The 12,022-nt window shown below is 70.5% G+C and carries 11 protein-coding genes; 10 read left to right on the forward strand and 1 reads right to left on the reverse strand.

What is annotated here, in order from left to right:
- The first annotated feature begins 17 nt into the window (after positions 1 to 17).
- Both IU476_RS20215 and IU476_RS20220 read left to right on the forward strand, forming a co-directional pair.
- Positions 18 to 836, forward strand: a complete 819-nt coding sequence (locus IU476_RS20215) for a TetR/AcrR family transcriptional regulator (RefSeq protein ID WP_195102331.1) — start codon at positions 18 to 20, stop codon at positions 834 to 836.
- 52 nt (positions 837 to 888) lie between these two features.
- The gene (locus IU476_RS20220; RefSeq protein ID WP_195102332.1) at positions 889 to 1,341 is read left to right on the forward strand and encodes a putative glycolipid-binding domain-containing protein; all 453 of its coding nucleotides are present in this window, start codon (positions 889 to 891) and stop codon (positions 1,339 to 1,341) included.
- Between the two features lie 5 nt (positions 1,342 to 1,346).
- Here IU476_RS20220 and IU476_RS20225 read toward each other — a convergent pair whose 3' ends face one another.
- On the reverse strand, positions 1,347 to 1,736 hold the full coding sequence (locus IU476_RS20225) for a DUF2237 family protein (protein ID WP_024806481.1): 390 nt from the start codon (positions 1,734 to 1,736) through the stop codon (positions 1,347 to 1,349).
- 175 nt (positions 1,737 to 1,911) lie between these two features.
- Here IU476_RS20225 and IU476_RS20230 point away from each other — a divergent pair, with 175 nt between their 5' ends.
- The 8 genes from IU476_RS20230 (at position 1,912) to IU476_RS20265 (ending at position 11,842) form a co-directional block, all read left to right on the forward strand.
- Positions 1,912 to 2,319, forward strand: a complete 408-nt coding sequence (locus IU476_RS20230; RefSeq protein WP_195102333.1) for an RpiB/LacA/LacB family sugar-phosphate isomerase — start codon at positions 1,912 to 1,914, stop codon at positions 2,317 to 2,319.
- A gap of 78 nt (positions 2,320 to 2,397) precedes the next feature.
- Positions 2,398 to 4,023 carry a signal recognition particle-docking protein FtsY gene (gene ftsY / locus IU476_RS20235; protein WP_195102335.1) on the forward strand — a complete coding sequence of 542 codons (1,626 nt, stop codon included), beginning with the start codon at positions 2,398 to 2,400 and terminating at the stop codon, positions 4,021 to 4,023.
- A 217-nt stretch (positions 4,024 to 4,240) separates the two neighbouring features.
- Complete coding sequence (locus IU476_RS20240; RefSeq protein ID WP_324194155.1) at positions 4,241 to 5,587, forward strand: ammonium transporter; 1,347 nt, start codon at positions 4,241 to 4,243, stop codon at positions 5,585 to 5,587.
- Between the two features lie 4 nt (positions 5,588 to 5,591).
- Complete coding sequence (locus IU476_RS20245) at positions 5,592 to 5,930, forward strand: P-II family nitrogen regulator (protein ID WP_195102337.1); 339 nt, start codon at positions 5,592 to 5,594, stop codon at positions 5,928 to 5,930.
- Positions 5,931 to 6,037: 107 nt separating this feature from the next.
- Positions 6,038 to 8,491, forward strand: a complete 2,454-nt coding sequence (locus IU476_RS20250) for a [protein-PII] uridylyltransferase (RefSeq protein WP_195102339.1) — start codon at positions 6,038 to 6,040, stop codon at positions 8,489 to 8,491.
- Positions 8,492 to 8,708: 217 nt separating this feature from the next.
- The gene (locus tag IU476_RS20255; RefSeq protein ID WP_195102340.1) at positions 8,709 to 8,990 is read left to right on the forward strand and encodes a hypothetical protein; all 282 of its coding nucleotides are present in this window, start codon (positions 8,709 to 8,711) and stop codon (positions 8,988 to 8,990) included.
- Between the two features lie 100 nt (positions 8,991 to 9,090).
- On the forward strand, positions 9,091 to 10,665 hold the full coding sequence (gene ffh / locus IU476_RS20260) for a signal recognition particle protein (RefSeq protein ID WP_195102341.1): 1,575 nt from the start codon (positions 9,091 to 9,093) through the stop codon (positions 10,663 to 10,665).
- A gap of 76 nt (positions 10,666 to 10,741) precedes the next feature.
- Positions 10,742 to 11,842 (forward strand): amidohydrolase family protein, encoded by a 1,101-nt coding sequence (locus IU476_RS20265; RefSeq protein ID WP_195102342.1) that lies wholly within the window; start codon positions 10,742 to 10,744, stop codon positions 11,840 to 11,842.
- Positions 11,843 to 12,022 lie beyond the last annotated feature (180 nt).

A 12,022-nucleotide genomic window follows, 5' to 3' on the forward strand; every position in this document is an offset into this window, starting at 1 on the left:
ACCATAGGAGCGGTGTGATGGCCTCTGCCAGTGCGGAAACGCGGGTGCGTGACGAAACGGAGCCGGCCCGGGCCGACGCCCGGCGCAACCGGGCGCTGATCCTGACCGCCGCGCAGCGCGCCTTCGCCGAGCACGGCACCTCGGTGTCGCTCGCCGAGGTCGCGCGCCGGGCGGGCGTCGGGGCCGGCACGGTGCACCGGCACTTCCCCGCCAAGCTCGACCTGGTGGAAGCCGTTGTGCAGCAACGCATCGACCGGCTCACGGCGGTGGCGATCGGCTACCGGGACGCCCCGGACGCGGGCGCGGCGTTCCTCGACTTCTGCGCGCGGGTCGTGATCGGCACGCCGCGCAACAAGGCGATGTGCGACGTGCTCGATTCCGACGACGGCTGGCCGCGCGACCTGTTGCGCGGCGCGGGGGAGCGGTTCCGCCACGCGCTCGGGGCCCTGCTCGCCGCGGCACAGCGAGAGGGCTCGGTGCGCGCCGATCTCACCCTGCCCGACGTGCTCGCCGTCTTCGCCGGATGCGTGGCCATCCAACGGGTTTCGGGACACCTCGACGAGCTGTCCCGCCCCGCCGCCATGGTGTTGCAGGCGATGCGCACCACGCCGCCCGGCGACGTGACGAAACTCGAAACCCGCTCCCCGGGCCGTAACGAAACCACAGCGCATAACGAAACCGATCGCTGCCCGGTCTGCGGCTCCGCACTACGTGCCTCCGGCACCGGCCGCCCCGCCCGCTACTGCTCCCCGGCCTGTCGCCAGAAGGCCCACCGCCGCCGCCGAGCCGCCGCCGACGCGCACGACCTCCGCGCCGCCGCGCCGAGTTCGGCATGACCGTCGCTGTGCGAGGTCCCGGCTTGTCGGTGGTCCCCGCTACTTTCGTGGCATGCGGACCTTCGTGTGGCAGGGGATCGACGAGCCTCGGATGGAGATCGTCCATGTCGAGTCGCTGGACCGGGCGCGCGGCACCCAGATCGGGGTGGCCTACGAACTGCGTTGGCAGTTGGCGGGTTCCGAGCTGACCGTCGACGCGGGCGCCGGGCCGGTGCGGCACCGCCTGGACGGTGCCGACTACTTCGATCTCCAGCATTCGGCGTTCTTCAACTCGCTACCCGTGGTGCGCGACGAGCTGCTGAACGGCACGCCCGCGCCGCGCGACTACACCATGCGCTTCGTCTCGGTTCCCGATACCGCCGCGACGCTCACGGCGCAGCGATACGAGCCGCGCGGCGGCCACCGGGTGGGCTTCGTCTCCGGCGACTACCGCGCCGAGATCGATTTCGACGACGCCGGATTCGTCCTGCTCTACCACGACTATCTGCGCCGGCTACATCCCTGACGGGGCTACAGCAGGTCGCTGACGTCGTCCGGGACGTCGACGGCGTACTTGCGCAGCGTGTCCATCGGGACGACCTCGAGCGCGTTCTCGTGGGTGGCGGCCAGCACCACCGGGGCGGCTACACCGTCCTCGTGAGCATGCAGCCAGCGCACCGCGACCACACACCAGCGGTCGCCCGGTTGCAGTCCGGGGAAATTGTTCTCGGGGCGCGGGGTGATCAGATCGTTGCCGATCGACTTCTGGTGCTCCAGGAACTCCTGGGTAACGACGGTGCACACCGTGTGGCTGCCCAGGTCTTCGGGCCCGGTGCTGCAGCACCCGTCCCGGTAGAAGCCGGTGAGAGGATCGGTGCCACACTCCTCCAGCGGTCCCCCAAGCACATTTCGATCGGTCACGTCGCCGATCCTATTGTCTACGTATCGGATTCGCCGAGCCTTCCGTCGCGTGGCACCGAGACAAGCAGACCGGTCGGTAGTTGATGGCGTTAACCAGAGCCTTCTCCGGCGTGTCCGTGCGCGGATCGGCCGGCGATTGTGTTAGTGCACGTGCCGCAGGTCGTACCCTCGGATCATGCGGATCGCCTTCGGAACCGACGAATCCACCGACCTGACCCGAGCCATGAAGGAATGGCTGACCGCCCAGGGGCACGAGGTGCTCGTTGTCGGCGAGGACATCGCGTGGCCCGAGGTGGGCAGCGGCGTCGGCGAGGCGGTCGCCCGGGGCGCGGCCGACCGCGGCGTGGTGTGCTGCTGGACCGGGACGGGCGTGTCGATCGCGGCCAACAAGGTGGCGGGCGTGCGCGCCGCGCTGTGCACCGACCGCGCCACCGCCGCGGGCGCGCGACAGTGGAACGACGCGAACGTGCTGGCCGTGGGCCTGCGCCTGACGTCACCGACCGTCGCCGAGGAAATGCTCGACGCCTTCCTCAGCACCGATCCGGACGTCTCCGAAGCGCGGAACTACACCCGGCTCACCTGATCTCCGCAGGTGGCGGACCGACGCGCCCGCGATCCGCCACCCCACAGGTGTAACTCCGGGTTCTGTAAGGATGGGGGCGTGACTGCGCAAGCTTGGATTCTGATCGCCGCGATCGCCGCCGTGCTGCTGGTGGCGTTCGTTTCCGGATTCGTCCTGTACAAGCGCCGTCGGGTGACGTTGACCCCGGCCGCTCCGGAGAAGGAGCTGACCGACCGGTCGGGCGGGTACCAGGCGTCCGGTGGGTTCAGTTTCACCCAGGGCGGCGCCGGCGCGAGCACGCTGACGCGTCCGGAACCGGAACCGGTCCCGCTCGAGCGCACCGACGACGAGGGCCAGCCGCACGTCGGCGACGACGCCGCCGTCCCGCGCGACTCGGTGCGCCGCACCATCACCGACGTCCGCCTCCCCGAACCGGACACCGCCGCCGAGGCGGCCGTGGAGGAAGAGGTCGTCGGCGAGGAAGTCGCCGAAGACACCGCAGCCACCGCCACGGACACCACCGCGCCGGGGACCACCGCGGCCGACGGCACCCTTGCGCCGGAGGCACCCGCGAAAGAAGCGGCCCCGGGCCACACCGCGCCCCCGACGGATACCGCCCCCGCCGCAAAAACCCCTGCTCCTAGCGAAATCGAAGCGCCCGAGCAGACTTCGGCCACCACAGGCACTGCGGCCCCCGAGGAAACTCGCGGCACGACGGGCACGACCGGCACGACCGGCACTGCGGGCACCGCGGCGCAGCGGGGAGCCTCTGCTCCCGCCTCCGCCCCCGACCTCGAGGAGATCGAGCCCACCGCGGGCCGCCTGACCCGCCTGCGGGGCCGCCTGTCCCGCTCGCAGAACGCGGTCGGCAAGAGCCTGCTGGGCCTGCTCGGCGGCGGGGATCTCGACGAGGATTCCTGGGAGGAGATCGAGGACACCCTGGTCATGGCCGATCTGGGCACGGCCAGTACCGGCGTGATCGTGCAGCGGCTGCGCGAGGAGATGGCCGCGCGCAGCGTCCGCACCGACGAGCAGGCCCGCCAGGTGCTGCGCGACGTGCTGATCGAGGCGCTACGCCCCGAGCTGGACCGCTCGATTAGGGCCCTGCCGCACGACGACCACCCGTCGATCCTGCTGGTCGTCGGCGTCAACGGCACCGGCAAGACCACGACCACCGGCAAACTGGCCCGCGTGCTGGTCGCCGACGGCCGCCGGGTGCTGCTCGGTGCCGCCGACACCTTCCGTGCCGCCGCCGCCGACCAGCTGCAGACCTGGGGCGAGCGGGTCGGCGCGGAGACCGTGCGCGGCCGCGAGGGCGCCGACCCCGCGTCGGTCGCCTTCGACGCGGTCAGCACCGGCATCGGCAACGGCGTCGACGTGGTGCTCGTCGACACCGCCGGGCGCCTGCACACCAAGACCGGCCTGATGGACGAGCTGGGCAAGGTCAAGCGGGTGGTGGAGAAGAAGGCCGCGGTCGACGAGGTGTTGCTGGTCCTCGACGCCACCGTCGGCCAGAACGGCCTGACCCAGGCCCGGGTCTTCGCGGAGGTCGTCGACATCACCGGCGTGGTGCTCACCAAGCTCGACGGAACCGCCAAGGGCGGCATCGTCTTCCAGGTGCAGCACGAACTCGGCGTACCCGTCAAACTGGTCGGTCTGGGTGAGGGCGCGGACGACCTCGCGCCCTTCGAGCCGTCCGCATTCGTGGACGCATTGCTGGGCTGACCTGCCCCGACGTCGCCCGAAAGGCTCACAGGCCGAGGGTGCGCACGCTGAGGTCGTTACTGTGGTGAACATCACGAAACATAGAAGCAACATTGCAAGTTCATCCGGTTACTCAGCGGAAACATCGCGGCGTCACAGCGGAAACACCGACTGAGGAACCTACTCATCAGGCTCGTTTTGCCGTAATCGGCAGGGCCCGAGATGAGGAGGAACAAAGGTGGCGTTTCCCGTAATCGGTGAACCCAACACCGGAGACACCGCATGGATGCTGGCGAGTTCGGCACTCGTGCTGCTGATGACACCCGGCCTGGCCTTTTTCTACGGCGGCATGGTGCGCGGCAAGAACGTGCTCAACATGATCATGATGAGCATCAGCGCGATGGGCCTGGTGACCGTTCTATGGTCGCTGTACGGCTTCTCGATGGCCTTCGGCGACGACAAGAGCAACCTGTTCGGTGATCCCGGCCAGTACTTCGGCCTGAAGTCGGTGTTCGGCGGCAGCTATCTGGCCACGACCGACCCGGCCGCACCCGCCGCGATCCCGCTGTCCGGCACGATCCCGCTGAGCGTGTTCGTGGCCTTCCAGCTGATGTTCGCGATCATCACCGTCGCACTCATCTCGGGCGCGGTCGCCGACCGCCTCAAATTCGGCTCCTGGCTACTGTTCGCGGGCGTGTGGGCCACGGTCGTCTACTTCCCCGTGTCGCACTGGGTGTTCTCCTTCGACGGCATCACCGGTGAGCACGGCGGCTGGATCGCCAACAAGCTCAAGGCGATCGACTTCGCCGGCGGCACCGCGGTGCACATCAACGCCGGTGTCGCGGGCCTGGTCCTGGCGATCGTGCTCGGCAAGCGCAAGGGCTGGCCCAAGACCCCGATGCGCCCGCACAACCTGCCGTTCGTGATGCTCGGCGCCGGGCTGCTGTGGTTCGGCTGGTACGGCTTCAACGCCGGTTCGGCGACCGCCTCCAACGGCATCGCGGGCGCCACCTTCGTGACCACGACCATCGCCACCGCGGCGGCCATGCTGGCCTGGCTGCTGGTGGAGAAGATCCGCGACGGCAAGCCCACCTCGCTGGGCGCGGCCTCGGGCATCGTGGCCGGTCTGGTCGCGATCACCCCGTCGTGTTCCTCGGTGAACGTCGTCGGGGCACTGGCCATCGGTGTCGTCGCCGGCGCGCTGTGCGCCCTGGCGGTCGGCCTGAAGTTCCGGTTCGGGTTCGACGACTCGCTCGATGTGGTCGGCGTGCACCTGGTCGGCGGTCTGGTCGGCACCCTGATGGTGGGCCTGGTCGCCACCACCGAGGCGCCCGCGGGCGTCGAGGGCCTGTTCTACGGCGGCGGCTTCGATCAGCTGGGCAAGCAGGCGGTCGGCGCCTTCGCGGTGCTGATCTTCTCCGGTGTCGCCACGGCGATCATCGCGCTGGCGATCAAGTACACGATCGGCCTGCGCGCCGACGACGAGGCCGAGTTCCAGGGTATGGACGAGTCGCAGCACGCGGAAACGGCATACGATTTCGCTGCTGTGGGTGGCACGGCACGTACCGCCGTCAAGGAGGCATGACGCAATGAAACTGATCACTGCAATCGTCAAACCGTTCACGCTCGAGGACGTGAAGAGCGGCTTGGAGCAGGCGGGGGTGCTGGGCATGACCGTCAGCGAGGTCCAGGGCTACGGCCGGCAGAAGGGCCACACCGAGGTGTACCGCGGGGCGGAGTACTCCGTCGACTTCGTGCCGAAGGTCCGGGTCGAGGTGGTCGCCGACGACGCCTCCGTCGAGAAGGTCGTCGAGGTGATCGTCGAGGCCGCCCGCACCGGCAAGATCGGTGACGGCAAGGTCTGGGTCACCCCGGTCGAATCGGTGATCCGGGTGCGCACCGGCGAGCGCGGGGCCGACGCTCTGTAGCGCATCACACCGCAGCGAAACACAGGTAGTGAGCGGCGGCCCCGCTCCTCGCCGGACAGCGGCGAGGGCGGGGCCGCCCGCATGGACCGCGCGGCGCGGGACACGGAATGGGTGGTGTTGTGGGTTTGCAGGCGAGAGACGAACTACCGGGCGGCGCAACGGATCTGGTCCGGGCCCGCGATCAGCTGCTCGACGGCGGTGAGGCCCGCCGGCCCCGCCTGGACGCCGAGGCGCTGCGCGGGGCGCTGGTGGACCTGCACGATCTGTGGCTCACCACCAAGGGCGCCGAGCTGGGCATCACCGCCGACAGCGGTCTCGCGGTGGTCGCGGTCGGCGGTCTGGGCCGTCGCGAGATGCTGCCCTACTCGGATCTGGACCTGGTGCTGCTGCACGACGACGTGGACCCCAAGCGCGTCGCCGAGGTGGCCGATCAGCTCTGGTATCCGCTCTGGGACGCCCACATCAAGCTCGACCACAGCGTCCGCACCGTGCCACAGGCGCTGCGGGTGGCCGCCGACGATCTCACCGCCGCGCTCGGCATGCTCGAGGCCCGCCACATCGTCGGCGACGAGGAGCTGAGCAACCTCCTGATCGGCGGCGTGCGGCGGGAGTGGCGCACCGGAATCCGTTCCCGCTTCGGCGATCTCGTGGAGCAGGCGCGGGCCCGGTGGAAGCGCAGCGGCGAGATCGCCCATCGCGCTGAGCCGGACCTGAAGAACGGCCGCGGCGGGCTGCGCGACATCCAACTGCTCGACGCGCTGGCCATCGCCCAGCTGACCGACGCCATGCCGGGGCTCGGTCCGGACGTGCCCGGCGGCGGCCTGAAACACGCGCATCGCCGACTGCTGGACGTGCGCACCGAGCTGCACCGCGTGGCCCGCCGCTCGCGCGATCAGCTGCGCGCGCAGGACGCCGACGAGATCGGCGCCGCCCTGCGCATCGGTGACCGTTTCGATCTGGCCCGCACGATCAGCGATGCCGCCCGCACCGTCGGCTACTCGGTCGACGTCGGGCTGCGCACCGCCGGCAACGCGCTGCCCCGCCGCGGCCTGGCCCGGCTGCGTCGGGTGCCGGTGCGCCGACCACTGGATGAGGGGGTGGTCGAGCACGCCGGCGAGGTGGTGCTGGCCCGGGACGCGCGGCCGCAGAAGGATCCGGGCCTGATCCTGCGGGTGGCCGCCGCCTCGGCGCAGACCGGGCTGCCGATGGCGGCGACCACGCTCAACCGGCTCTCCGAGGACGCGCCCGAACTGCGCGAGCCGTGGCCGCGCGAGGCGCTCAACGATCTGCTGGTGCTGCTGGGCGCCGGGCGCGGCACCGTGGACGCGATCGAGGCGCTCGACCGAACGGGATTGTGGGGCAGGCTGTTTCCCGAATGGGGCGCGGTGCGCGACCTGCCGCCGCGCGACCCCATGCACACCTGGACCGTGGACCGTCACCTGGTGGAGACCGTCGCCCACGCCAGCGCGCTCGGCACCCGGGTGTCGCGTCCCGACCTGCTGTTGCTGGGCGCGCTGCTGCACGACATCGGCAAGGGCCGGGTCGAGGATCACAGCGTCGTCGGCGCCGAACTGGCCACCCACATCGGGCGGCGGCTCGGGCTGTGGCCGGGCGACGTGCGCACGGTGTCGGCGATGGTCCGGTATCACCTGCTGCTGCCGGACACCGCCACCAAACGCGATCTCGGCGACCCGGAGACGGTGCGCAAGGTCGTCGACGCCCTCGACGGCGACGCGCAGCTGCTGGAACTGCTGCACACGCTGGCCGAGGCGGATTCGCTGGCCACCGGGCCGGGTGTCTGGGGCGACTGGAAGGCCGCGCTGATCGGGGAGCTGGTGCGGCGCTGCCGGCTGGTGATGTCGGGCGAGCCGCTGCCGCAACCGGATCCGATCGACGAGGAACTGCTGGAGCAGGCGAAATCCGGCGGCGTGCACGTGCGGCTGGTGGCGGGCGAGGGCCGCTACACCCACGTCGTCACCGTCATCGCACCCGATACGCCCGGTCTGCTGTCGGACGCCGCCGGGGTGCTGGCGCTGCATTCGCTGCGGGTGCTGTCGGCCTCGCTGGCGGGATCGGACGGCGTGGCGATCGATCGGTTCGTCGTCACGCCGATGTTCGGCGACCCGCCCGACGCGGGACTGCTGCGGCAGGAACTGATCCGGGCCGTGAAGGGCGACCTGAGCCCCACCGCGGTGCTGGCGAAGAAGGAACGCGACGCCGGCGTGCCGATCAGCCCGTACGCGCGGGCGCAGCCGCGGGTGATCTGGGCCGATACCGCCGTGCCCGGCCAGGTGCTGATGCAACTGCGCGCCGAGGACCGGATCGGCTTGCTCAGCCGACTGGCCGCCGCGCTCGCCGCGGCAGGGGTCGGCGTGCGGTGGGCGAAGGTGGTCACCATGGGATCGGCCGTGGTGGACGCGTTCTGCCTGGATCTGGGCGAGACCGATACGCCGCAGCGGCGGGCCGCGATCGAGGCGGCGATGCTCGCGGTGGTTCCGCAGCCCGAACCGAAGAAACCGGCCGAAACGGACAGTGGCACCGAGTCGGGGTCGATTTACTGAGCGGTCGCCCCGGCTCCGGAAATTGCCGCAAACTGGTCATTCGCTGGTAGATCAGATCGTTGCGCGCAATTTGCTGCATCTGTATCTCGGGTGACACGAGTCACTCTAGTATCGAAACCGTTTGAAGTTTCTCCGAGCTGTCGCAGTGCCTGTCCGGGCTTGTCCGAAGCACGAGGGGAGCGGGTCGGTGGCTATTGAAGTGATATCCGCGTCGACGATGACCAGCGATTCGACCCGGCACGTCGCGCGGTGCGTCGGCGGAGATCGATGGGCGGTGTCGTGGCTGCCGGGCCGCACCCTGACCGGTCAGCAGGCGGTGACGGCCATGACCATCGCGTCCACCGTCACCGATCACGTCCCGACCGACTCGGAATGGGCGATGCTCGACAATATGGCCCTCGAACTGGGCCTGACCGCGCGCGAGGCGACCTACATGGTGGCGTCGGAGGACCACGACATCCGCCAGGCGCCGCGCCCGCGCCGCCGCTCCCTGGACTGAGATCCGGCTCCCGTCGCTCGGGGCGACGGGCTCACGGGTGCGAGTTGCCGATACCCTGGTATGTCGAGTGACGTCCGTCGAGATACCAGGAGCGCGATCGGTGTTCGAATCCCTGTCCGACCGGTTGACCGGTGCCCTTCAGGATCTGCGCGGCAAGGGGCGGCTGTCACCGGCCGATATCGACGCGACCGCTCGCGAGATCCGTTTGGCGCTGCTGGAAGCCGACGTCGCGCTGCCCGTGGTGCGGCAGTTCATCGCCCGAATCAAGGAGCGCGCCAAGGGCGCCGAGGTCTCGGCGGCGCTGAATCCGGCGCAGCAGGTCGTCAAGATCGTCAACGAGGAGCTGGTCGGCATCCTCGGCGGGGAGACCCGCCGGCTGCAGTTCGCCAAGACCCCGCCCACCGTCATCATGCTCGCCGGTCTGCAGGGCGCCGGTAAGACCACCCTGGCCGGCAAGCTCGCGAAATGGCTGAAGGGGCAAGGGCATACGCCGCTGCTGGTGGCCTGCGACCTGCAGCGGCCCGGCGCGGTCACCCAGTTGCAGGTGGTCGGCGAGCGGGCCGGAGTGCCCGTCTTCGCCCCGCACCCGGGCACCTCGATCGGCGGCGAGCACCCGCAGGGCATCTCCGTCAGCGAGCCGATCGAGGTGGCGCGCCGCGGTATCGAGGAGGCGCGCGGCAAGCAGTACGACGTCGTCATCGTCGACACCGCGGGTCGCCTCGGCATCGACGAGGAGATGATGGGGCAGGCCGCGGGCATCCGCGACGCCGTGCAGCCCGACGAGATCCTGTTCGTCCTCGACGCCATGGTCGGCCAGGACGCGGTGAGCACCGCCCATGCCTTCCGCGACGGCGTCGGCTTCACCGGTGTCGTGCTCACCAAGCTGGACGGCGACGCCCGCGGCGGCGCGGCGCTGTCGGTGCGCGAGGTGACCGGCCAGCCGATCCTGTTCGCGTCCACCGGTGAGAAGCTCGAGGACTTCGACGTCTTCCACCCGGACCGGATGTCGAGCCGCATCCTGGGCATGGGCGACCTGCTCACCCTGATCGAGCAGGCCGAGCAGGTCTACGACCAGCAGCAGGCCGAGGAGGCCGCGCGCAAGATCGGCTCCGGGGAACTCACCCTCGAGGACTTCCTCGACCAGATGCTGGCGATCCGGAAGATGGGCCCGATCGGCAACCTGCTCGGCATGCTGCCGGGCGCGGGCCAGATGAAGGACGCGCTGGCCCAGGTCGACGACAAGCAGCTGGACCGGGTGCAGGCCATCATCCGCGGCATGACGCCCGCCGAACGCGCCAACCCCAAGATCATCAACGCCTCCCGCCGGCTGCGCATCGCCAACGGGTCGGGTGTCACCGTCACCGATGTCAACCAGCTGGTCGACCGCTTCTTCGAGGCCCGCAAGATGATGGCTCAGATGGGCCGCCAGATGGGCATGCCGGGCAGCGCCCGGCGAAATGCCAAGGGCAAGAAGGGGAAGAAGGGCAAGAAGGGCGGGCGCGGCCCCACCCCGCCCAAGGTGCGCGGCGGCTTCCCCGGCATGCCCGCCATGCCCCCGGGCGGCCTGCCCGGCGGCATGCCCGACCTGTCGAACATGCCGTCCGGCCTCAACGAACTGCCCCCGGGCCTCGAGGGCTTCGACCTGTCGAAGCTGATGAACCGCAAGCAGAAGTAGGCCCCCGGGCGGTGTGCGGGGCCACGGCCGGACCACTAGGTTGGTGAGGCACGACGGCGCGCGACCAGGAGGCGGTATGCGACTGCATCTGCGGGGAGTGGTACTTCCGGGCGAGGAGGTGCGCGACCTGTGGGTGCACGACGGACTGATCTCGTTCGAACCGGTGCGGGACGCCGAAACCCTCTGTGACGCGGGCTGGATCGTGCCGGGTCTGGTGGACGCCCACTGCCACGTCGGCATCCGCTACGGCGGGGGACACGAGGACCGGGAGGGCGCCGTCGCCCAGGCCGAGACCGAGCGCGACGCGGGCGCGCTGCTGCTGCGCGACGCCGGCTCGCCCATCGACACCCGCTTCATCGACGACCGCGCGGACCTGCCGAAGATCATCCGCGCGGGCCGTCACATCGCCCGCCCCAAGCGCTACATCCGCGAACTCGGCATCGAACTCGACGACGAGCGCGACCTGCCGGCCATCGTCGCCGAACAGGCCCGCCGCGGCGACGGATGGGTGAAGATCGTCGGCGACTGGATCGACCGCTCGGCAGGCGACCTGCGGCCGTTGTGGAGCGACGCCGTCCTGAAGGAGGCCATCGACGCCGCGCACCGCGAGGGCGCCCGCGTCACCGCCCACGTCTTCGGCGAGGACGCCCTGCCCGGCCTCATCGGCGCGGGCATCGACTGCCTCGAGCACGGCACCGGCCTGACCGACGAGACCATCGACATGATGGTCCGCCACGGCATCGCCTTGGTCCCGACCCTGGTCAACATCGACACCTTCCCCGAAATCGCCGACAGCGCAACCAAATTCCCCGTCTACGCCGCCCACATGCGCGACCTGCACCGCCGCGTCCGCGACACGGTCGCCGCCGCCCACGCCGCGGGCGTCCCCCTCTACGCGGGCACCGACGCCGGCGGCTCGATCCGCCACGGCCGCATCGCCGACGAGATCGCCGCCCTGACCGCCGCCGGCCTCACGCCCGACGAGGCCCTCGGCGCCGCCTCCTGGCACGCCCGCACCTGGCTCGGCCGCCCCGGCATCGACCACGCCGCCCCCGCCGACCTGGTCGTCTACGCCGCCGACCCCCGCACCACCCCGGCCGTCCTGGCAACGCCCACCTTCGTAGTGCTCCGCGGCCGCGTCCACACCCGCCGCACCCCGGTCACCACCCACCGCTGACGGCCGATTTCTTCGGGTGGGGGAGGGTCTGGCAGAATGGTCGACCGTCCTTGTCGGTGACCTCGGCTCACGCCGGAGGCGCCGATATCGGGACAGTGTCAGCCCGTCTCCGGTTACGTACCGCGCGGCGGTCACACACTCTACGCAAAACCGGGCTCGCCTCGTGCGGGTCGCTGAATT

This window comes from Nocardia blacklockiae (genome assembly GCF_015477355.1).
Lineage (GTDB): Bacteria > Actinomycetota > Actinomycetes > Mycobacteriales > Mycobacteriaceae > Nocardia > Nocardia blacklockiae.

Bases quoted from the DNA above. Each gene is read 5' to 3' on its own strand.
- IU476_RS20215 (WP_195102331.1), top strand. From the start codon at position 18: ATGGCCTCTGCCAGTGCGGAAACGCGGGTGCGTGACGAAACGGAGCCG.
- IU476_RS20220 (WP_195102332.1), top strand. From the start codon at position 889: ATGCGGACCTTCGTGTGGCAGGGGATCGACGAGCCTCGGATGGAGATC.
- IU476_RS20230 (WP_195102333.1), top strand. From the start codon at position 1,912: ATGCGGATCGCCTTCGGAACCGACGAATCCACCGACCTGACCCGAGCC.
- IU476_RS20245 (WP_195102337.1), top strand. From the start codon at position 5,592: ATGAAACTGATCACTGCAATCGTCAAACCGTTCACGCTCGAGGACGTG.
- IU476_RS20250 (WP_195102339.1), top strand. From the start codon at position 6,038: ATGGGTGGTGTTGTGGGTTTGCAGGCGAGAGACGAACTACCGGGCGGC.
- IU476_RS20255 (WP_195102340.1), top strand. From the start codon at position 8,709: ATGACCAGCGATTCGACCCGGCACGTCGCGCGGTGCGTCGGCGGAGAT.
- IU476_RS20265 (WP_195102342.1), top strand. From the start codon at position 10,742: ATGCGACTGCATCTGCGGGGAGTGGTACTTCCGGGCGAGGAGGTGCGC.